We start from the raw sequence: 21,348 nt of genomic DNA on the forward strand, positions 1-21,348 counted from the left end.
GTCAGCGATCTTTTTGTCGTTCTAAAATTTCCATCACCTGTTGCACTGCCTCTTCGATGATGCTTAATTTCACTGCCTCAGAAACCCCTGCCTGCGGGGCTGCTACCGGGTTTCCGGCAGCATTGGGATTAGTGGCCGTTACATTGGCCTTCACCAGCAGTTCCTTTATAATAATGGGCATGATGAAAATGATTTAGGAAGATTTAGTGAAATAATTGTAGTTGATCTGTATCGTTTCTACAGCGATGTCGCTGTTTTGCGCATTGAATCCACTGATTTCCCATTTGGTGGGATAAGCATTTACCAGGTGCCAGGCCATGAGTGGCTTAGGGCTTCCCTGGCTGCCGCCTTCCACATCCAGCAGGAATATGTGCAGACTTTTGGGCGAAAAACTGAAGTCTTCAATGGCTTTACGACACCACTCTACCAGCGGTGAACTGACTTTCAGTCCACGTTTCAGCACCAGTGGCTCCGCGCGTGCAGGCAGCGGGAGCTGATGCGTAAAACGGTTTTCGCCTGCTTCCTTGACGGATTGTGTTTCCATGCTCATGGAAAGCCCGGACAGCTCCTGGAATTCCGAATCGCTGTCGGGCATACCATCAATCACGACTTTGAAGTAAAAACCCGCTGGCGGATAATTATTTCCTATTACCGGCATACTATTTATTTATATTCTACTGTCAAATCCTCAATCGCCAGTTCCAGTGTTTCTACCGCAACTTCATTGGCATCTGCTTTCATATCTGTGAAAGCTACTTTCACCGGGAAAGCATTGGTCAATGTCCAGGCGACTACCGGATTGCCTTCTTCATCGTTGAGGGTAATCACAATGTTTTTGCGGTAGTCAACTCTTTTGCGCACAGAACCTGGTTTTCCACCATCACCTATCCAGCTGAAGAATTCTGCATTCGCATCTTTGAACCCCTGGATGAGTCCTTTTTTGAGGGTTACGTTCGCGAACTTGCGGAGCCCTGGCATTTTGATCTTGGAGAAATTGGGATCATTACCATGTCGGTATTCTATCAGGTCTACCTGGTAATCCAGTCCGCTCACTTCTGTGAAACCGATCTGGTCTACGCTGTTAAATTCCTGCTCCGGGCGGGAAACCTTGAAATAGAATTTCGGGAAAGGATAACTCTTTGCCATTTGCTATAAAAGTTTAAATGCTTTTTAAAATTTACCGTTAAGATTCGACCAGTTCGAACTTATGTTCATACTGCAATACGATGAATTCTGCTGGTCTTGCTACTGCCACCTTGATGAAGATGCGCATGATGCCATTGAGTACATCGTCATCGCTCATGGATTCCGGTGCACTGCAAATCACTTCATATGCATCGGCGGGAGTATTGCCATAAAGGCCGCCGGCTTTCCAGAGCCTGTTGAGGAAGCTCTTGATCATAGCGCGGACCTTGATCCAGGTTTGTTCGTTATTGGGTTCAAATACGAAGTCCTGCATGGCGATGGCAACAGAATCTTCTATGAAGCAGAAAGTGCGGCGCACATTTACATATCTCCATTCGAGATCGTTGCCGGCCAGTGTTCTGGCGCCATATACCAGCAAGCCACGACCCGGATAGGTGCGGATGGCATTGATGGCTTTACCATTGGAAGGCGCATTCAGATTAGCATGCAGGTCATCATCGATGTCCAGTGCTGGTCTGATACCACCGAAAACACTCACGTTGGCAGGTGCTTTCCATACGCCGGCGTTAGCATCTGTGCGTACATAGATTCCAGCGATAGCGCCGCATGGAGGCAGTGTTACAGCTAAATTTGAAATAGCATCTTTGATCTTACCGTAGATGAGGTTGTTCGCATCTTTGATCACATCGAGACTGAAGTTTGTCAGCGGTATGCTCACGCCATTTCCGATGGCTTTCACCGCTGCTTTCAATGCGGCCAGCGTAGTTGCCAGCGTTCCCTGTGCGGTGGTTACTGCGGTATTGGCGGTATCCAGCGCTGTTTGCAAGGTAGTCAGTGCAGTGTTCAGGATAGTCTGCGGAGCAGCGCCTGGCTTATCCACATCTTTTCCAACATCTGTTGGCAGTGGATTTCCCGAATCCTTTGAAATCTTTTTGAGCTGTACTACCAGGTCTGCATCAGTAGCCGCAGGAGTTGCTGTCTTATATGCATCCAGGGCTGTTTTCAGATAGGTGAGCACTTTTTTATCAGCGGTCAATCCATCAACTTTAGCTACAGCAGCAGGTAATGCGGCTGTGGCAGCGAGATAGGCAGCTGCTTTTGCTTTGAGGTCAGATACCGTACCGGTGTCGCCAGGTATCGCCTGTATATGGGATTTCACCACTACATCTGCTTCTGCGTAGTTATAGCTGAAGATCGTTTTGATGTAAGGATAGTAAGCCATCCCGTATTTCTTATACTCGATATCGTTCGGCATATGCGTTTGGAAGCCGTTCTCGATAGCGGTGAGGTCTTCGCCGTTTACGTCATGCAGATCGATCACGGTAACCCGGTCTTTCATTATACTGCAATGTTGTAAGGCTACTCCGATCACTCCCTGGTACTCGTCTTCACTGAGGGAGGTACCATCAGGAAATACCAGGATGGTTACTTCCTGTACCTTCTTCAGTGCCGGGATTGCACCTTTCATTTCCTCCGGATCCGGGTCTGTATCGTATCCGCCAACAGACAGGATATAGCATGGCCCGCCGCCGTTGGCATAATAAAACAACAGAGAATGGTACATTTTGTACTTAAAGTCTGCCGGCTCTGTCACCTTCACTTCCGGCTGACCGGTGCTTTCATCAATGGTGACATCAATGTGCTGTAGCGGCGCACTTCCGAACAAGTCTTCATACTCTTTCATCGACTTGATCCTGGTGGGTTTTCCGCGCAGGTCGTCCCCTTTCTTTACCGCTTTTTGGGTGTTACCAATAAAAACCGGTACGGCGCTGGGGATCACGCCCACCGTTGGGGGGAGGGTAGAAATTTCCTGGGTGTAGACGCCAGGCATTCTTAAATCTAGCAAGGCTGCCATGTTATTTGCATTTAGAGTTTATAAATGATAGTTGTATTTTTCATGCTTCTATCCGGAATTGCGATATGTCCTACTTCTCCACCTAAATCTTTATTCAGTTTTACAATGGGCTGTTCTCCGTCGGCTAACACAATAGGGATCAGTGATTCAAAGAGATGTACTTCTTTTATTTTCCCATCGGCTTTGAGGCCATCGATATATGTTTTTTCTGTGGGAGTAGGTGCTCTTTTGACGATGCCCACACCAGGCGGATAACGGGAAGAACCCGACACGCTGTAGGCAATCGTGAGTTTGGCAGGATCTACGGTGGCACCACCACGATCAAATGGTTCTATCAGGTAGTATTGCCATTTGGAAGAACGTGCCCCCAGTGTGAGCGTAAATACCAGGTTGTCGTCACCAGGTTTTAATTGCAGATGAAGAACCGCCCAGTTGTTGCTTTGCTTCAACAATTCATCACTCAACACCATTTTCATATTAGCTGTACCACCGCCTGTCAGCTGTTTTTCCAGCAGATATAATCCAGGTTGCTGCACAGTTATTTTTACAGCACCACTCAATTTATCCACAGCTTCCGTACCCACATCTACCCATCCTCCGGCAGTGTTAGCGGGGCGTTTCAGCGTTACCGCATCCACGGTACCAACGGGAAAATTAAGCATGGTTTGCTGACCGGCGATATCGGGTAATTCATTGACGGCGGTTAAAATCAACTGCTGCTGATAGGTACCATCTTCTTTGAGATTAGAAAACCAATACCGTCCTTTCCCGAAGCTGTTGGTGATATTCAACAGGTCTGTTTTTATTTGCACGCCGAAGTACAGATCGATGACGGTATCCAGTTTTATAAAAGGATCTCCTGCTTCATCACGTTTCAGATAGATGCGCAGATTACCATCTGTCTGGCGGAATTTCAAGCCGTATGCATCCATGACAGCCAATGCAGAAGGTAGCGGTGTAAAAACAGCATCTGTAGCATGTGCATTACTATAGTATGCATGTTTTACCTCAAGCGAAACCAGTGGGGTGTATTTGAAGTGTAACATTATTTAAACAGTTTCATCTCCATGTATGTCAGTGATCAGCGAACCACTTATTGGTGGCGCCTGTTGGAACATTAATACGCGTGCTTTATAGATGACAGAGGGCAGGTATCTGCCTCCCATTACCGTCCAGAGATTATTGAGATTCTCGAAGCCGAGGTTGTGCAGATTCAGTACTGCTTCCTGGGCTTCTCCATTCACCGAAATGACGAGGCGCCTGGCCGACTGAAAGCAACTGATCACCTGGCTGATGGCCTGCATGCTGGTAACATATGAATCGTACTTCGCAGAAAAAAGCAGGAATGCATTAATGTATACGGCACTCTTTTCTCTGACGAAACTGGTGCCGACTTCGCGGAGCGGATAATTGTTTCTCATGGCATTTTCTTCTTCCACAGATACCAGTGTCAGGATCACTTTATCATGAAACAATTCTTCACCTCCACCCTCGGCACTTTTATCGTGAATAGACACGTCTCCTATCACGCATTCAAAGAGATCACCAGGGCCACCTTTCGATCGCAGACTAAAATAGAGATTTAGCTTTGCTACCATCTCTGCAAGCAATAGATCAATCATAAAATATGTTGTATTTAGGGGCAACAAATTTTCATACGCTGGTAGCTGCCAATAGGGAGGCACACTACGCGAATGCATAATGAAGACTTGTAAAATTGCACAGACCGAATTACACAGAATATAACCAGTAGTGACAGTGAACCTTAGCTGCAACGCGGTAAAGCGGCAAATAATTCAACTGAAAAAAGTAACTTCTTATAGAAGTTTGTTAAAGTGACGAGACCATTTTTCTTGTGATTTTTTTTTGGAGTTACAATTAAAAAAATCTAAATCGCCGATACATTGGGGCTTGGGGTGTACTCAGTTTTTCCAGACATGAAACTAGACAAAATAAATTAAAATACAAAATCTGTTAAAATTAATTTTATTACACCAGTCGTTGGAAGTCAGAATTCCTGTTGATATCGGCCGGATATAAATGCAGTGTGGTAGCGGTTATCATCTTGCTTAATAAAAACACAAAGGGAGCATCCGGGACAAGTACGTAGTGCTTAAAATACGGGAAAACACTTAGGGAAAAATGGCAGCATACAAGAACAAAGTAACTACCCAATAATGTGAAATTTAAATCATATTACTCCATCGCCAACATTATCCTACCTTCGCTTTTTATTCGTTTTTCATATGCCTGTTCAAGCACTCATAGACTATTTCACCACGATCACCCCATTGTCTCTTGCTGCACAAACTGCCTTAAAGAGTTGTTTGTACCTGGAACATTTTCCTAAAAAAACAATTATACAGCAACAAAACAGGCCAGCACAGCATATCTTCATTGTCCACAAAGGACTGGTACGCTCCTATTATACGCACAACGACAAAGAAGTCACCTCTTCTTTTGGCACTCCGCGCTGCGTGGTTTGTGCCATGGGCAGCCTGTTATCAAATGAACCCGCATTTTATGGTATAGAAACACTGGAAGACAGTGAGCTGTTTTACATAGAATTTGCCGCACTGGAAGCCTTGTACGATGCCCACCATGAACTGGAAAGATTGGGCCGTATCATGATTACCCACTACTACCTGGATCAGGAAAAAGAGTTGAAAGCCATCCGGCTGCAAACTTCCGAACAACGCTATCAAACCCTGCTGGCTACACAACCTGAGTTGCTGCAACGCGCGCCCCTTGGCTACGTGGCCTCCTACCTGGGCATCACTCCGGAAACCCTCAGCCGTCTGCGTGGCAGATATTAAGCGATATCCCACTTTTTGATTTATATCAAATAATGCCTTCGATATATCCGGCAATTTCGTGCAGTAACAGATATAAAGTATGAAAAGGATATTGATTATACAGGGCAACCCGCATCCGGGCAGTTATTGCAGCGCTTTAGCCACCGCATATCAGCAGGCGGCGCTTTCGGCAGGACATGATACACAGCTGATACATTTATATGATTTAAAGTTTGAACTCAACCTCCGTCATGGATACCGGGAAAGAACCACCTGGGAGCCCGACCTCGAAACTACCTGGCAACAGATACAGGCCGCAGACCACCTGGTATGGATCTATCCCACCTGGTGGGGTACCATGCCGGCATTGCTCAAAGGCTTTATTGACAGAGTATTTCTGCCGGGAAAAACATTTAAGTACAGGGAAAAATCCGCGATGTGGGATAAACTGCTCAAACATAAATCAGGACATATAATTACTACCATGGATGCGCCGGCATGGTACAACCGCCTCGTGTACGGCAAAGCAGGCATTCGCGCCATGAAGACCGCCACCTTAAAATTCTGCGGCGTATCGCCGGTAAAAGTGACGGTGTTGGGCAATGTGAAACATCGTTCCCCACAGGCAATTGAAAAAGGCATACGGATAGTGGAACGGATTGGAAGAAGTGGAAAGTAAATTTCTGATGGCAAAGCTGACACAGTTGGCTTTATAAAGAAAATAACATGATTTATTGGCTCCATAAGAATATTTATAGCCACACAGCCTCCTAAAAGCAAAGCCGCTACCATCGACTGATGATAGCGGCTTTCTGGTAATATTCTGCATGATCTATTCCAATACTTTCAGGTACCGTGCCATCCAGTATGGCAGCAGAAATTCATCGCCGGCCAGTTCCGACTCCCCCTCATGACCACCATCCAATGTGAAGGCATTGGCGTTGTGCCGGTGTACTGGCAGTTCATCCAATGGCAGCAGTACTTCCGTAGCCTGATGACGGAAATTGGGTGGCAGCAGGGTAATATCTTTCCGGCTTGAATTTTTGATGGTCCAGGTAACCAGGTCCATCGGAAAAGTCTGGAGCCACCACGTGGTGGCAGCAGCATCCTGTTCACCGGCTGTTGCCAGCGTGATCAGGTTCCACAGCGCATTTTTCTCCGGACGTTCTACTGCCCAGTGATTGAGGATAGCGCCTTTGTATTGCTGTTTCAGCTCATCGGTAAATGCATACCTATACAGTACCCAATAAGTCAAAAAAGCCATTTCATCATCAGAATGATTCCAGTCGCCCATGCCCATATCAATGCCCATGTGCAGATAGCCCGGTGTAGGTTTAATAGTGCGATAGTCGATGAGGATATTTTTCAGATAGCCGTACTTGTTAATGAGCTTATAGGCTTCTGTTTTATATCGTTCCTTTCCGGTGAGCGCGTAGGCTAACTGCAGTCCGGCCATGATGGTGGTACTGCCCAATCTGCGGTCGCCGATGGTAACCGGATACCAGTTGATGTATTCCGGTCCCCAGCGGGCCCACAGCGTAGGCTTATTGTCTATATCCACCAGGGTATATTTATGGTCGAGGATATGGGTCATGATTTTATCAATGAAAGCAGTGACCCGTTGTTTTTCTTCCGGCGTTTCTGCTACCATTTCATGCAGGATGGCAGCTACCCAGATATAGGCCACATATTCATCGCTGCTGGTATGTCCTTTCCACTCCCACTCCGGATCGGGCGAATCGCGCCATCTTTCGGGGTCGGAGTTCTTGTAGCCTTTTCTTTCAAATGTGCGGGAAGGAAATCCTTTCAGCTGGTTGATAGAGAGTATTCTTTCAAACGCTTCAAAAGCTTCCCAGGCATAACGTTTGGCGACTGCTTCATGCGTCACTGCATAACGGAAAGCCTGGCTGCCGAGATAAAAGCTGCTCCAGAGACCATCATTATCTGTATCCGCCATTTCAGCGGAAGCTATATCACCGGGAGGGTTTAGCTGCAGGTTAGCGATAAAGCCGTAACGGATATGGCGTTCCCGGATTTTGCGTTCGAAATAAGCAGCTTTCTGAGCAAGTGTTTGTTGGGTAAATGCTATTTTATTGAGACCGGTAGCAGTGAGGATATATACGTCACCGTTACTATCGGCAGCCATGTCTTTTACCACATCCTGATCCAGCCAGCGGTGGGAGGCGAAGTAACGGTAGGTGCCGGCATCCGTTTTCATGAAAGCACCTTCCGGTGTGCCTGCCCAGAGATGTCCATTCACCACCATTAACGCACGTATATCGGGAACGGGTACACGTACCTGCAGGGACAAACTCGTGTCACCTGTGCGGCGGTTAATGCCGTAATAACCGTTGGCAGTACCCAGTATAATATCGTTTCCATTGAAAGCCATGGCCGTGGCCCCGTTAACAGCATGTACACGAACAAACTGTGTTCCGTCAAAACGATATACTGCTTTGGCACTCAGGATAAAAAACTCTCCTGCATTGGCAGCCATACTTTGAATGCTCTCCGGGATGACGGGTAATTCCTGCAGTTGACTCTTGTGACCAATCGCCAGGGCATTGTTACCGGATAATAGCATACGACCGGCAGCATCTACCACCACGCGGTTGAATTTATTCAGCGGCAAATTGATATAAGGCACCCCTGCGTAACCATTGGTCAGGCATTTATCCGGATACAGATAATACAGGTGTCCGCTGCTTTCCTGTGTGGTCACATCCACCGGTACTTTCTGAGCCAGTGGCCGGAAGCGAAGATCCCGTACCAGGTCGTTTCCACTGAGGCGATAAAATCCCTGCGAAGTGAGTACCTGTACATTGTCGTTGTAATCTGTGATGACTTTAAGTAGCTGCAGTCCTGCCGGAACATGATACTTAACAGATACCGCCTGTGTGAAAGGCTGGTCGGACGTGGCATAGGTAGCACACGACAGCAGCAGAGCTGCTGCCAGGTTAGTTAATTTCTTCATTCCGATAGTTTTATAATTTAATCAGCCACACTTCGGTGACCCTTGAATGCTGGCGCCAGTTGAGGTGTTCTTCATCTATACTATCCCACGTAAGTAAAAGAGTGCCGGTTTTACTCAGCGCCGGAGGTACCGCAAATTCTTTAAGTTCTCCGATACCTTTGTTGTATAAGCCGGGGGTAAGTCTTACGCCATTGGCACGCAGCAGGCTTTCACCATAACCGGTTACGCGGATCACATATTGCGCCGTGGTATCCAGGTGGTCGTAGCGCATAGCAGAAGGCCAGCGCAGACTTACCATCCAGGAAAGTCTTTTACGGCTATAGCCACTCTCCCACCAATCGAAGCCGGGGGCATCACTCCTGCGCACCAACGGATCGGTGTGCAGATCTTCCGTACGCACTACGTGCGGCGATTTGGAAATATTGCCTACTGCATCATAATAACTTCCCGGGCCGGGATTCTCCCAGCGGGCAATGGTATCCAGTGCTTTTCGTTGTGCCGTTTCCGGTAGTGTACGAATATAACGGAACTGGTCTTCCAGCCACCAGCGGTTATTCAGCGGCCGGTCGAGGAAATCCAGTACTGCACCTCTTTCCGGACCGGCAGCCTGGTATTTGGCTACACTGGTTTGCAGGGCGACTGATTTAAAAAGTGCGTCACATAATGCGATGATACGATCGCGCCATTGCGGCATGATGACTTCATCTGCCTGTTTCAATATTCTCTCTGCGCGGCCAATAGCATCGCCTCCTTCCAGGAGGGTACGATTCACAGCAGCTTCCAGTGCTGCTTCACGGATAGCACGTTTTCTCGTATAGGCGTCATAGTAAGCTCTCAACAGGCACATCTGCCAGCGCCAGTTAGTGGCCAGCTCCGGACGTTCCGTCTCCAGCTTTTGCCATAACAGCCATGTTGCTTCGATGCCGCCATTATCGGCGATAGCACCGTCCCAGTTTTTTTCCAGCGCAAGAATACCGTCAGCAGCATCTTCCCGGAAGGCAGTACCGAAAAAGAAGTTGCTGTATTGTATCAGCATCTCCCTGACATCTGCCTGGCTGTTCCAGCCCAGCATACTCCAAACCATTTTATTGATGTCGTCATGCGCCCCATCGGAATAGCTGATAAAGCCATCCATATACGGTGCAATAAAACGATAAATGTTAGCGTAGTACAAGGGCTGCGGGTTCACAGGCTCACGGCCCAACGTCATGGCAAACGCAGGATCCCACCATACTACGGGGTAATCACAACGTACCGTATGTGTGATATCGGGGTAGTGACGAATAGGATAAGTGGCGGGCAATGCTGCCCTGGTGTCTTCCAGCGAAGGACTGGAGGGACCCACTACGATCCCGCCCAGCCACGTCGGCATGTGTTGATGGATATAGGAATAAACGAACGCGCATTCGTCCGGGTTATAGCCTTGCAGCGATAACCAGATACGCGCTTTCGGATGATACTTTTTTAAGGCAACGGATAATTCTTCCAGCAGCGGAATCACCAGTTGTGGTGGATTGTTACCAGGATCTCCGCCGGGAAAGAACACAGCATCGAGTCGTACTGCCTGCCGGAAGAGGGTATCAAACTGCAGCAGGTAATGGGTTCTCTTTACGGTATCTTTCAGATCAAAAGTGGCGGGTGTCCATACCGAAAAGTCCAGGTCATATTTTTTGCAAAAGCCGCTGATACGCGCATTCATGTCCATGGAGGGCAGGTGGAAATGGGGCGACGGCGGCATAAAAGGAATGGCTTCAATACTGTTCGCCCCAAAAATCGCCAGGTCGCGGATGTATTGTTCGTATTGCTCCGGCGTCCATCCATCATAGGAGTTAGCCAGATTGCGGTAACCGATCTGATGCCCGCGCACGGCCTTTTCCGGGCTGGCATCTACTTTTAGTATATCCGGCAACGTTACCTGTTGCGGCCTGTACTCCATGATACGGAGCAGGTAACCTGCACCATACAGCAAGCCACGGGCGCCATCACCGGTCACTTGTATAATTTGTCTTTTTTTATCGATGGTTGTCCGGATATGATATGATTCCGGTGCGCATTTAATGCTGTCAAATACAATCACGGTACCGTTCTCCGGCATCTTGTTACTGATCGGCCAGGTAAGACCGGTACGGCGTTGTACTTCTTCCTGTAATACCTGGGCGGCGATCTGTTTATCTTTACTAACAATAGTTACCTGCTGCAAACCGGCAGCGCTACAAAAAAGTGGAATTAAAAATAGTATAGTAAGGAATCCTTTCATTATTTAATTTAAGACGACTTAACAAAGAAAAAAAGGAATAGCAGGACAAAATAGCGGGTGGCAACGGGCCACCCGCTTCATTTAATATTTTATTTCAGGTACCACATCAGGGTGGTTTGTTTATCAGGACCGAATACAGCTAAAGCTTGCTGGTATTTATCTTCATTGGTATCGCGCTCGCCGGTTGGATAGATATAACGTTTGGGTAAAACAGGCGTAGAGGACAGTGGTCCCAGTACGAATTTCGGGAATCCGGTGCGGCGGTTATCGAACCACGCTTCCGGGGTTTTAATGAATCCGGCGATCCATTTCTGACCAATCAGTTGTTCCAATGTACCGTTGTATTTCACCAGTGGCTGATTGTAGTAAAGCGAATCTGTCGCTGTTTTATCAACACCGTAATATTTCATGCTGGCGTTGATGCCATCATAGTAAAGATTTTCGGCTGTTTTCCCTGCTACCGTTACTTTCCCCGCCTGTACACATTCTGCCAGGATAAAACATACCTCCGCATAGGTAAGCATCGTAGCATTAACCATGGGATCACTTTTACTTGCAAACATTTTAGAAAGACGCGATATATGATCGGCACCGCCGTTGTAGTCGTAAGGAGCTGAAATAGCGTTAGGTACACCTACATATGGCAGCGTATCAATGGTGCCTCCTTTCAGTGAATCGACTTTAGCGATCCATACCTGCAGCCGTGGATCTTTGCGCTTTAGCAGTGCATCTACGATTTCTTTACTGGGTTTACGTTTGTCAAATTCGGCGAATGAATTGGATAGTGGCCAGCTATCATCGCTTATCTTACCAAGGTATTTTAGTTCTGCATTGTCTGCATTGCTTTCAAAGATCGGATACTTATTTTTATCATTGAGGATCTCCTGCATTTCAGTAAAAGCAGTGCTATAGTTTTTTGATATGCGCAACAACATTCTTAGCCGGAGTGAATTGGCAAACCTACGCCACTGGATGGCCTTCCCTCCGTACATCACATCTGCTTTGGCATCTATGTCGCCACTACTGCTGGCCAGTCCATCATTGGCTTCTCTTAATGTTTTCAGCAAAGCGGGATAAATCACCTCCTGCCGGTCGTATTTAGGGTGGCTCAGTGTCTGGCTTTTCAGCAATAGCGCCTCACTATAAGGAATATCTCCGAAGAGGTCTGTAACATAGGCAAAGTTAAATGCCTCCAATACTTTACCTACGGCGATATATTGAGGTGCATTTTGTTTGGTGGCCAGGTCCATCATTTCACGGTTGGCAGACAGCCGGCTGTAATAATCGTCCCAGCTTTGAGGCCCCCAGTCAAATTTATCGTCGCCTTCATTGCGCACCATTGTGATGTAACGGCCGGCAGACGCAGGTTTACTCGTATAGGCTTCATCCTGGTACATATAGGCTGTTTTGATCAGCACAGACGACAGCAGGAATTCCGGGTTGATCACTTCTGATTCATTCGGATTTACGTTGAGCTCCTCCAATCCCTTTTTACAGGAAGCGAAAAGCACACCGAAAAGTAGTATGTAATATTTTAAAGGCATGCGTTGCATAACCATACAATTATTGGTTTAGAAATTGAAACCTACTTTAGCACCAAAGGAACGGGTGTAAGGCAATCCCCAACTGGTTACTCCCGGAGAGAAGCTACCATTCGAGATGGTCATAGCCGTTTCCGGATCATATCCTGCTTCCGCAGCGGTCCAGGTGAACAGGTTGCGGGCTATCAGTGATACCGACAAATTTCCCAGTGGCAATCTACCCAGTGTTTTCTTTGAAAAGTTGTAGGTGAGCGAAGCTTCCCGCAATTTTACATAGCTGGCATCAAAGGTAGAACGACCGTTAAAACTCCAGTAGTATTCGCCATAGTAGTTCTCCGGATCTGTGATGATATCATTCTTTTTATATTTACCGTTGCCGGCATCGATATAACCATCGAGGATCATACCATCTGTACGTTGATGGCCGGCATCATCTGTCCAGGTAAGTCCCCCGTTTTTAGGATCACGGCCCGGAAGGGTCGTTTCTGTACGGCCATCACTCAACAGATTCTTGGCTACATAGGAGAAGAATTTCCCTCCCTGGCGCCAGTCGATCAGTACATTCAGCGTAAATCCTTTATAGCTGAAAGTATTTGAAATACCTATTGAAAAGTCAGGGTTATAATTACCAATCTTTATATAATCATTTACTTTCTGATAACTTCCATCGCTGGCCAGTAAAGGTGCTCCCTTATGCTCTCCATCCGGCACCGTTTCCCATCCCTGTGCATACATATCACCCATTTCAGAACCTTCCTGTACCAGGAAGCGTATACCTTCTGCCCCACCGGCCAGATAGCTGCTGATACCATCTACCAGCTCCAGTACTTTGTTACGGTTACGGGTATAATTTACCTGGAGATCCCAACGCAATGGCCCTGCTACCGGCGTTGCATTCAATGCGATCTCAATACCTTTATTCTGTATTTTTCCCGCATTTACAATCATGCTTTTATAACCGGAAGCCGATGTGGTGGGAATAGGAATAATCTGGTTACGATTCACCGTGTTATAGTAAGTAAAATCTATTCCCAGTCTTCCTTTTAAGAACCGGACATCTGCACCAAATTCATGCGAGGTAGCAATGAGTGGTTTAAGGTGATTATTCTTCAGGACGTCGCTGATATTAGCCTGTTTCACGTTATMCCAGTCCTGTCCGAAATTAAACGTATTATATAAGTTATAAGGATCTGTATCACCACCTACCTGTGCCCAGCTGGCTCTCAGCTTGGCAAAAGAAAGCACCTCGGATTTAATGTCCAGCATATCTGACACCACCAGGCTTAAGGCGGCCGAAGGATAAAAATAAGAGTTAGAACCTGCAGGCAGGGTGCTGGACCAATCGTTTCTGGCTGTCAGGTCAAGAAAAGCGTAATTACGATAACTTACCTGTCCCATTCCATACACACTGTTGATACGTTTGGTAGACCTATTGGAGATATTCCTGACAGTACCGGCCTTGGCATTGGAAATATTGAATAACTGCGGTATTACCAGGCTTTCGGAACTCTGTGAAGTACCTCTTCCCACCTGATTCATGCGGTTAGCACCACCTGATAAAGAGAAAAAGAAATCCTTGTTGAGTTGCTTTTTATACGTCAGCAGAAAGTCGGTATTCTGTTCCCGGAAATACTCTGTGGAAACAGCATAGGCGCCCGTCTCATTATTGATCGAACCAAATGGCCGTTTACTTTCCCGGGATTCCGAATAAAGATCCATACCGGTACGGCCCATAAGGGTAAGGTCTTTCGTAATCTCTATATTTAATTCTACGTTGCCCATGATGCGGTCACGGTCGTACGCATTCGTGAATTCATATGCCACAAAGTAGGGATTATCTGTACTTCCGGGCAAATGTGTAAACTGTTGCAACCCTTCTTTGCCAGGCAACCAGTAATTACGCAGTTTTTTGATATCAATGTTAGGCGTAGTGGTATATACAATGTTGCTGACACTCCCCCGATTGAAAGTAGGACGGTTGCCACTACTATTTTTCGTATAGCCGATATTGGTACTCACTCTTACCTTTGGATGCAGGGTATAGCCGGCAGCGAGATTAAGTGTATTCCTTTTAAGATCAGTATTGGGAGTAATTCCTTCGTTACTCAGGTTAGTGAAGGAAAGACGCAGATTCCCGTCTTTATTATTTTCAGTGATCGCAATATTGTTGGTAAACGTTGAACCGGTGCGGAAAAAATCCTTATGCCGGTTAGGATAGGCTACCCAGTCGGTGGGAATAGGGTTACCATTGGCATCCAGCGGACTATCCCATTGTACATGTTTGGATCCATCATTCAGTCTGGGCCCCCAGGACGCTTCAGAGATGGTTTCATCAGATCCGGCCCTGTCGCCGGCGCCAAATTCATTCTGGAATTTCGGAAACAGCCAGGGCTGGTCCAGCATAATACTGGAGTTTACCGAAACACCCAACCCTTTCTTTGTGCCGGAACCGGATTTAGTGGTTACCAGTATTACGCCGTTGATAGCGCGTGAACCATACAAAGCAGAGGCACTGGCCCCTTTAAGTACACTGATATTAGCAATATCATCCGGATTGATGTCAGACACCGTACTTCCATAATCTACCACTACCTCTCCTACCGGTTGTGTTGGATTACGTACTGCCGGCGCAATAGGAATACCATCTACTACATATAATGGCTGATTGTAGCCACTAAGACTGCTTTGTCCGCGGATGGTCACCAGGGAGGTGCCACCGGGATCAGAACTCGTACTTCTGACGTTTACACCAGCTACCTTACCGGATAAGGCATTGGCAATATTTACTTCTTTTACGGTGCTTACCTGGTCGCCTTTCAAGGTAGCGATAGAATAACCCAGCGCTTTTTCCTGGCGCTTAATACCGAGTGCGGTCACCACCACATCATCAAGACTCCGAATATCCGTTGTTAACTGCACCTGCATATTGCCGTTGGCAACAGGTTGTTCTTTTGTAAGATAACCTACGGAGCGGAATACCAGCACTGCATCGTTGTTGCTTACATGCAACGAAAAATTTCCGCTGGCATCTGTAGCAGTTCCATTGGAAGTACCCTTCTCATGCACGCTTACACCGGGAACCGCTTTCCCTTTTTCATCTGTTACCGTACCTTTTACCTGTACATCAGCAACAGCAGTTACTTTAGATACTGCTGTTGCGCGAATGGCGTAATCATGCTCACTGAGTTTCACCACCTGTAATCCCAGTGGCATCAGTATTTTACTGAGTTGCCCATCCAGGTTGCCGGCAGTTAACCGTGCCTGTTTTGCGGCAACAAACTTGTCTGCTACCTGTACGGGCGAATAATTAAAGCTGACATTCAACCTGGTTTCCAGGTTGGTCAGCATTTGGCGGAGGGAGATGGATTCTGCTTCCCCTGGAGTGCTTCCGCTGTTCACCATTAATTGTTGTGCTCCCGTGTGGGTAGTCAGCAGTAACAATAACAGCAGCAGGGCGCTCCATGGAGCATAAAGCTTCGTAAAGCTCTTTTGCATAACTGTAAATTTTAAGACCTTTATTCAAAAATGATGACTGAATTGTTTTGTGTCATTTTCAGCTGATGCACGGTGGCCATAGCTTTCAATAGCATCCCAGGATCGGCAGCAGGGCCAGAACCGGTGAACAGCAGGCCTTCCATCCTTTTATTCCTGAATTGAATATGATAGCCGTAAATATCTTCTAATTGCTGTGCTACATTGATCAATGATTCATCGCGATATACCAGGCGGTGTTGTTTCCACGCAGTGAGTTGTGCCGCATCGGCCTGCAGCCGTTGGTATGCGCCGGGTGTAAACAACATCCTATCGCCGGGCTGCATATGCAGGCTATCATTTACCACGATCTTTCCTTCTTCCAGTAATACTTTTACGTGATCATGCCGGTTATATACATTAAAAGCGGTGCCTTTTACCTCAATGGTCACCTGTGGCATTAACACCCGGAATTTAGGATGCAGGCCCGCAGGGGACTTAGATACATTAAAATAGGCCTCTCCATTTAGTGTCACTGTTCTTACTTTATCCTGCTGCCATCTGGCAGGATAGGTGATGGATGAATTGGCGTTGAGCTGTACTACAGATCCATCCGGCAACTGCACAGTTTTGGTTTCACCAAAACCGGTTTGTACGATGATGTTTTCCGGGGCTGCACTACCGGTACTATACCATATAACGGCCAACAGGATTATGCTGGCAGCAACCACTGCTGCGCCCAGGACATATAGCCGTCTGCTGCGCGGTAGTCCGTTATTTTTTTTAACAACGGCATCGTTCAGCAGGTTGTCTATCTGATCTTTTACGGCGTGCATTTCTTCCATACTTACCTCATTACTCCGGAAGCGGAGTGCAAGTACCATTGCCTTTGCTTCCTGCAGCACGGATTCTTTTTCCGGATGCGCTGACTGCCAGTCCGCCCAGAAAGCAGCCTTATCTCTATCATGCAGCACCCATGCCCGGAATGAGGCATCTGCCGCAAAATCTGCGGCAGCGTATCCACCATAGTTCATAAAAAAGTACCTTATACAATCAGAAGAGTCGGGAATCGAAGAAATGCCCTCAGGAAAATCAATCTTTTTTTAAATTATCTTTTAACGGAACATCAGGGCCGATTCATTGGGCGCCAGTAACTCCTTTAATTCTGCTATCGCGCGGTATATTAAAGTGCGTGCATATTTTACTTCTTTCAATACCATAATCTCCGCAATCTCCTCATAGGTAAGGTTTTCGTAAAAACGGAGATAGATCGCTTCTTTTTGCCGGAGGGTGAGTGCGTTCAATTTTTGCTGCAGCAGGCGGTTGGCTTGCTCTGTATGTTGGCGGTGGATCAGGATACTTTCAGGAGACAGTTCCAGGTCGAAGAGTGATATGGTGCCTTCGTCCAGGCCGCCGGGCAGTCTGGATGATTTCTCCAGGTAGCGGAATAATTTTCTTCTGGCAGATACCAGCAGGTAACTTTTCAGGTTGACAGGCGTGGCAAGACCGGCGCGTTGCAGGAACAACTGTGAAAAGAAGTCCTGCAACATGTCTTTTACCAGGCTACGATCCGTTGTAAACCGGATACAATACCGGAACAACAACGGAAAATAGCGCCGGTATATTTCCCMGAAAGCATCCCGGTCTCCTTCACAGAGCCGGACCCACAGGAACTTTTCGTCTTGCTGCGAATTATAAAGGCTGGTTGACATCTCTTATGTGAATTAGGAATAAGGATTTCTCTAAACTACACATTGGCCGTTTGCCATCATAATTTCCGGTCGAAAAATAACAACTAATTAATGTGAAGGCAAGATAGCTGTCACCACTTCCTTTATCTGTAATCTATCGCACCAGCCTTTGAAATCACGGTAAATCTGCTGTAACGTCCCCTTCTGCTCCGGCGTTAGTTCCAGCGCATGTGCGCGGCTGATAGTACGCACCGGCAGCCCCCTCAGCTGTAAAAAGTATTTGGCACTCAAGGGGTACCCTATATGAATCAGCGGATCTACCCTTTGCAACTCCGCCTGTATCCAGCGTACATCTTCCTGTTTGCTTTCATCGTTGATATGGTTACACAGCCATACCAGTATTTCCGGATAAAAATTGCCGGAGATAGACGACATGCCGGCAGCACCCATTTTCATAGAGGCGACCGCGTTAGGCGTGTGCGCATCGTAGAACTCCAGCCTGCTCCCCGCCGTCACGGCCAGTTTAGCCCTTACGTTTTCTACACTGCAGGACGTATCTTTATGATAAATCAACCGGTTGGTGGCCAACAATGTAGCTAAAATCTCCGGAGTTATCACCCTTTTATAAGGTGCAGGGCATTCATACAAGCCCAGGGGAATATTTCCGGTGAGCGAAAACAGCTGCTCAAATCTTTGCAGCAGGATATCATCCGGCTCGTCTATGTTCGCAAAGTGCCCGGTGATCATGATCACCGAATCTACTCCCGTATCGTGGATCTTTTGGGTGAACAACGCCTTGTCGGGAATAGTTAATCCAAACGATCCGGTAGCGACTACCGGCGCCCGGCCATTTACATAGCGGACTACATGGCGGGTGAGCTCCAGCCGCTCATCTTCACTGATGCTGTACATTTCGGAAGAAAGACAGTTAGCGAAAAAACCTTTCACACCAGCTTCCAGGTAAAAGTCTATCAACTGCTCCACCATGTCGTGATCAATCTGTGCTTTCAGATTAAACGGTGTGATCATCACCGGTACGAATTTCTTTTGCATAACAAACAGGTTTAAGATTCAGGGAGTGCCCTGCGTTGCAGCCGCGTTAACAGCATGCCCGCCAGGAATATTGATAAAGTGCCCACCACAATAATCAGGTGCACATGCAACGGACTACGCCATTGCTCCCATGCCGCAGGCAGGTATTTTGAAAGTGACATCCAGAGAATTACCACCAGTCCTATCAGAGTAGCAGTAACGGCGACGGCATTTTTTGTTCTGGACACAATGCCCAGCAGAAATAAACCCAACATACCGCCGGCGAAGATGCCCGATAATTCCCACCACATATCCAGGATGCTTTTCACTCCTATCATGGAGATGCCAAATAGAATGGCCAGCAGACCTGTCACCGTAGTAGCGATGTAGAGTACCTTCATATCTTTTTCAGGAGCGGATGCCCGGTTGATATACCGCTGGTAAATATCTTTCAGAAAAACAGTAGCGGTGCTGTTCATACCACTACTCACGGTGCTCATAGCTGCTGACAGAATAGCGGCAACAATTAACCCCAGCAATCCTTTGGGCACTTTTGTGACCATAAACCAGGGCAATACTTTATCGCCGTAATCTGCTGGCAACAAGGTTTCCACAGGCACATGCCGCTCGGCAGCTACTGTTTGCTTCACCGCCAGTATCATTTCCGGATGTTGTTGCGTATAGGCAAATAAGGCCGTACCAATAAAAAAGAAGACCATACTTACCGGCACATACCAGTATACACATAACCAGATACTGCGGGAAGCTTCCTGCTCAGACCTGGCTGTATGATAGCGCTGTACATAGTTTTGGTCCATACCGAAATTATTCAGGTTGATGAAAAATCCGTAGAGTAATACCACCCAGAAAGTAGAGGTACTCACATCGGCCGGATTAAAACTCCCCAGTGAAAACTTAGCGTTGTCTATTCCAATCCTGAAAATATCGGCGATCCCATTGTTCATCCCTGTAATCACCAGCCCCAGGATAATTAACGCCCCGGCGGTTTTAACGATGCCCTGTAGTACTTCTGTCCAGATGACCGCTTCCATACCTCCCAACACCGTATATATGATAATGCAGATGCCTGTAACGGTCATGATTGTACGCATTTCCAAACCGGTGAGCGCCTGCAGCGCGAGCGCTACACCGAAAAAGATAGACCCCATCCTGGCCAGCTGCATCAACATAAAACAAACCATGGCGTATGTTCTGGCCCAGGGGCCAAAGCGGCGTTCCAGATGCGTATAGGCACTTACTTCACCGCTATGGCGATAGAATGGCACAAAATACTTTGCCGCAATAAAGGCCGCCAAGGGCATCGACAAGCTGAATACAAATGCATTCCAGTTGCTGCCGAAAGATTTTCCGGGCACCCCCAGAAAAGTATTACTGCTTAAAAAAGTAGCGTACAACGAAAGTCCCAATGCCCAGCCCGGAATAGTTCCGGAGGCTGTTGTGAATTGTGCGGCATTCTTGTTTTTCCTGGAAAACCATAGTCCTGCCAGGATCATACACAGCAGGTAAATCACAATGACAGCCAGATCAATTAAAGGCATTTGATGCATAGGTGTTCGCTATTGGTTGATAATTTCATACGTGGAAACAAAAAATCACAGTGCTGCTTTCTTATGCTAAGGTTGTCTTTTTTTTTGTATCAAACAATGTTGCAGGTTATGAAAAGAATGGCTTAAATTACTATCACCATGAATCACCTTGCCGCCAACACACCCAGTACATGGATCTTGCCTGACCACCTGAAACGTAAGCTGGAAAAACATCCGCTTGGCAGGAATCTTTTTATTACCAACATTGGCCGCTATCCTGAAAATACTGCCAGAGAGCCCGGCGAAGTAAAGGCATCGCCGGCATATACCCTGTTATACTCTGCACATGGCAAGGGCTGGCTGGAAGTGGGCAAAAAAAGATCGGTCATCAAAACCAATCAGTACCTGATCATTCCGGCGAACACCACTTTTCGTTCGGGGCCCTCTCCGGATGATCCCTGGCGTTTGTATTCCGTACAGTTTTCCGGACTGCTGGCAGATGATATATACCGTTACCTCGGTACTGCCCTAAAGCCGCACACCATCCCGCCACTGGTGGGCAGGAATGCGCAGTTTGATGATATTCTGCATCACCTGGACCTCATGAATAATATTGAGAACCTGTTATATGCCAACTTCCGGTTCTATAGTTTCCTCGGCACTTTCCGCCTCACCGTTTTTAATTACATGAAACACGGCGCAGAAAATATCATAGAACAATGTATCACGTTAATGAAGCAACAACTGGATCAACACTTAACGTTGGCAGACCTTTCGCGCGAAACGGGTTTCTCTGCTTCTTATCTTTCTGCGTTATTCAAAGAAAAAACACGCTACTCTCCTATTCAGCTGTTCACTTCCCTCCGCATGCAGAAGGCCAGCCAGCTATTAAGAGAAACAGATTTTACCGTGAAAGAAATTGCGGGGGAAATGGGATATCCGGATCAGTATACTTTTTCCAGATCTTTTAAACTAATCATGGGCGTGTCGCCCAAAACATTCCGGGATAAGCTTTGAGCAACATACGAAGGCCGCACAT

At 47.0% G+C, this 21,348-nt stretch carries 17 protein-coding genes; 3 read left to right on the plus strand and 14 right to left on the minus strand.

Features of this window, described 5'->3' with window-relative positions:
* Nucleotide 1 precedes the first annotated feature (1 nt).
* The 6 genes from AC1DCV_RS20315 to AC1DCV_RS20340 are packed head-to-tail and all read right to left on the minus strand — an operon-like array spanning nt 2 to nt 4,623.
* On the minus strand, nt 2-181 hold the full coding sequence (locus tag AC1DCV_RS20315; protein WP_441574763.1) for a DUF5908 family protein: 180 nt from the start codon (nt 179-181) through the stop codon (nt 2-4).
* A gap of 12 nt (nt 182-193) precedes the next feature.
* The gene (locus AC1DCV_RS20320) at nt 194-658 is read right to left on the minus strand and encodes a phage tail protein (protein WP_208116168.1); all 465 of its coding nucleotides are present in this window, start codon (nt 656-658) and stop codon (nt 194-196) included.
* Nucleotides 659-663: 5 nt separating this feature from the next.
* Complete coding sequence (locus tag AC1DCV_RS20325; RefSeq protein WP_133809455.1) at nt 664-1,146, minus strand: phage tail protein; 483 nt, start codon at nt 1,144-1,146, stop codon at nt 664-666.
* 37 nt (nt 1,147-1,183) lie between these two features.
* Nucleotides 1,184-3,001: a phage tail sheath family protein gene (locus AC1DCV_RS20330; protein WP_477024877.1), complete on the minus strand. Its 1,818-nt coding sequence runs from the start codon at nt 2,999-3,001 to the stop codon at nt 1,184-1,186.
* Nucleotides 3,002-3,012: 11 nt separating this feature from the next.
* The gene (locus AC1DCV_RS20335) at nt 3,013-4,047 is read right to left on the minus strand and encodes a hypothetical protein (RefSeq protein ID WP_477024878.1); all 1,035 of its coding nucleotides are present in this window, start codon (nt 4,045-4,047) and stop codon (nt 3,013-3,015) included.
* 3 nt (nt 4,048-4,050) lie between these two features.
* Nucleotides 4,051-4,623: a Pvc16 family protein gene (locus AC1DCV_RS20340; RefSeq protein WP_477024879.1), complete on the minus strand. Its 573-nt coding sequence runs from the start codon at nt 4,621-4,623 to the stop codon at nt 4,051-4,053.
* A gap of 624 nt (nt 4,624-5,247) precedes the next feature.
* Between AC1DCV_RS20340 and AC1DCV_RS20345 the strand changes: the two genes are divergently transcribed.
* The gene (locus AC1DCV_RS20345; RefSeq protein WP_477024880.1) at nt 5,248-5,817 is read left to right on the plus strand and encodes a Crp/Fnr family transcriptional regulator; all 570 of its coding nucleotides are present in this window, start codon (nt 5,248-5,250) and stop codon (nt 5,815-5,817) included.
* Nucleotides 5,818-5,896: 79 nt separating this feature from the next.
* A complete protein-coding gene (locus AC1DCV_RS20350; RefSeq protein WP_477024881.1) occupies nt 5,897-6,475 on the plus strand; it encodes an NAD(P)H-dependent oxidoreductase in 579 nt (192 codons plus the stop codon).
* Nucleotides 6,476-6,628: 153 nt separating this feature from the next.
* On the opposite strand, the gene AC1DCV_RS20355 is transcribed toward AC1DCV_RS20350, so the two are convergent.
* The 8 genes from AC1DCV_RS20355 to AC1DCV_RS20390 all read right to left on the minus strand — a co-directional run bounded on the left by AC1DCV_RS20355 (nt 6,629) and on the right by AC1DCV_RS20390 (nt 20,330).
* Nucleotides 6,629-8,770, minus strand: a complete 2,142-nt coding sequence (locus AC1DCV_RS20355; protein ID WP_477024882.1) for a hypothetical protein — start codon at nt 8,768-8,770, stop codon at nt 6,629-6,631.
* Nucleotides 8,771-8,780: 10 nt separating this feature from the next.
* On the minus strand, nt 8,781-11,027 hold the full coding sequence (locus AC1DCV_RS20360) for a hypothetical protein (protein WP_477024883.1): 2,247 nt from the start codon (nt 11,025-11,027) through the stop codon (nt 8,781-8,783).
* An 89-nt stretch (nt 11,028-11,116) separates the two neighbouring features.
* Nucleotides 11,117-12,586, minus strand: coding sequence for a SusD/RagB family nutrient-binding outer membrane lipoprotein (locus AC1DCV_RS20365; protein ID WP_477024884.1), 1,470 nt, complete (start codon nt 12,584-12,586; stop codon nt 11,117-11,119).
* A 12-nt stretch (nt 12,587-12,598) separates the two neighbouring features.
* Nucleotides 12,599-16,063, minus strand: a complete 3,465-nt coding sequence (locus tag AC1DCV_RS20370) for a SusC/RagA family TonB-linked outer membrane protein (RefSeq protein ID WP_477024885.1) — start codon at nt 16,061-16,063, stop codon at nt 12,599-12,601.
* Nucleotides 16,064-16,083: 20 nt separating this feature from the next.
* Complete coding sequence (locus AC1DCV_RS20375; protein ID WP_477024886.1) at nt 16,084-17,073, minus strand: FecR family protein; 990 nt, start codon at nt 17,071-17,073, stop codon at nt 16,084-16,086.
* Nucleotides 17,074-17,154: 81 nt separating this feature from the next.
* Nucleotides 17,155-17,751 carry an RNA polymerase sigma factor gene (locus tag AC1DCV_RS20380; protein WP_477024887.1) on the minus strand — a complete coding sequence of 199 codons (597 nt, stop codon included), beginning with the start codon at nt 17,749-17,751 and terminating at the stop codon, nt 17,155-17,157.
* Between the two features lie 87 nt (nt 17,752-17,838).
* Nucleotides 17,839-18,783 carry a dihydrodipicolinate synthase family protein gene (locus tag AC1DCV_RS20385; protein ID WP_477024888.1) on the minus strand — a complete coding sequence of 315 codons (945 nt, stop codon included), beginning with the start codon at nt 18,781-18,783 and terminating at the stop codon, nt 17,839-17,841.
* Nucleotides 18,784-18,794: 11 nt separating this feature from the next.
* Complete coding sequence (locus AC1DCV_RS20390) at nt 18,795-20,330, minus strand: sodium:solute symporter family protein (protein WP_477024889.1); 1,536 nt, start codon at nt 20,328-20,330, stop codon at nt 18,795-18,797.
* A 138-nt stretch (nt 20,331-20,468) separates the two neighbouring features.
* On the opposite strand from AC1DCV_RS20390, the gene AC1DCV_RS20395 reads away from it, so the two are divergent.
* Nucleotides 20,469-21,326 carry an AraC family transcriptional regulator gene (locus AC1DCV_RS20395; RefSeq protein ID WP_477024890.1) on the plus strand — a complete coding sequence of 286 codons (858 nt, stop codon included), beginning with the start codon at nt 20,469-20,471 and terminating at the stop codon, nt 21,324-21,326.
* Nucleotides 21,327-21,348: the final 22 nt, after the last annotated feature.

The sequence above is a fragment of the Chitinophaga sp. 10T418 genome (genome assembly GCF_056394125.1).

Excerpts from the sequence above, each read along its gene's own strand:
- AC1DCV_RS20330 (WP_477024877.1), bottom strand. The coding sequence starts at position 3,001 with ATGGCAGCCTTGCTAGATTTAAGAATGCCTGGCGTCTACACCCAGGAA.
- AC1DCV_RS20320 (WP_208116168.1), bottom strand. The coding sequence starts at position 658 with ATGCCGGTAATAGGAAATAATTATCCGCCAGCGGGTTTTTACTTCAAA.
- AC1DCV_RS20350 (WP_477024881.1), top strand. The coding sequence starts at position 5,897 with ATGAAAAGGATATTGATTATACAGGGCAACCCGCATCCGGGCAGTTAT.
- AC1DCV_RS20355 (WP_477024882.1), bottom strand. The coding sequence starts at position 8,770 with ATGAAGAAATTAACTAACCTGGCAGCAGCTCTGCTGCTGTCGTGTGCT.
- AC1DCV_RS20335 (WP_477024878.1), bottom strand. The coding sequence starts at position 4,047 with ATGTTACACTTCAAATACACCCCACTGGTTTCGCTTGAGGTAAAACAT.
- AC1DCV_RS20315 (WP_441574763.1), bottom strand. The coding sequence starts at position 181 with ATGCCCATTATTATAAAGGAACTGCTGGTGAAGGCCAATGTAACGGCC.
- AC1DCV_RS20375 (WP_477024886.1), bottom strand. The coding sequence starts at position 17,073 with ATGAACTATGGTGGATACGCTGCCGCAGATTTTGCGGCAGATGCCTCA.
- AC1DCV_RS20345 (WP_477024880.1), top strand. The coding sequence starts at position 5,248 with ATGCCTGTTCAAGCACTCATAGACTATTTCACCACGATCACCCCATTG.
- AC1DCV_RS20385 (WP_477024888.1), bottom strand. The coding sequence starts at position 18,783 with ATGCAAAAGAAATTCGTACCGGTGATGATCACACCGTTTAATCTGAAA.
- AC1DCV_RS20325 (WP_133809455.1), bottom strand. The coding sequence starts at position 1,146 with ATGGCAAAGAGTTATCCTTTCCCGAAATTCTATTTCAAGGTTTCCCGC.
- AC1DCV_RS20365 (WP_477024884.1), bottom strand. The coding sequence starts at position 12,586 with ATGGTTATGCAACGCATGCCTTTAAAATATTACATACTACTTTTCGGT.
- AC1DCV_RS20360 (WP_477024883.1), bottom strand. The coding sequence starts at position 11,027 with ATGAAAGGATTCCTTACTATACTATTTTTAATTCCACTTTTTTGTAGC.
- AC1DCV_RS20395 (WP_477024890.1), top strand. The coding sequence starts at position 20,469 with ATGAATCACCTTGCCGCCAACACACCCAGTACATGGATCTTGCCTGAC.
- AC1DCV_RS20340 (WP_477024879.1), bottom strand. The coding sequence starts at position 4,623 with ATGATTGATCTATTGCTTGCAGAGATGGTAGCAAAGCTAAATCTCTAT.
- AC1DCV_RS20390 (WP_477024889.1), bottom strand. The coding sequence starts at position 20,330 with ATGCATCAAATGCCTTTAATTGATCTGGCTGTCATTGTGATTTACCTG.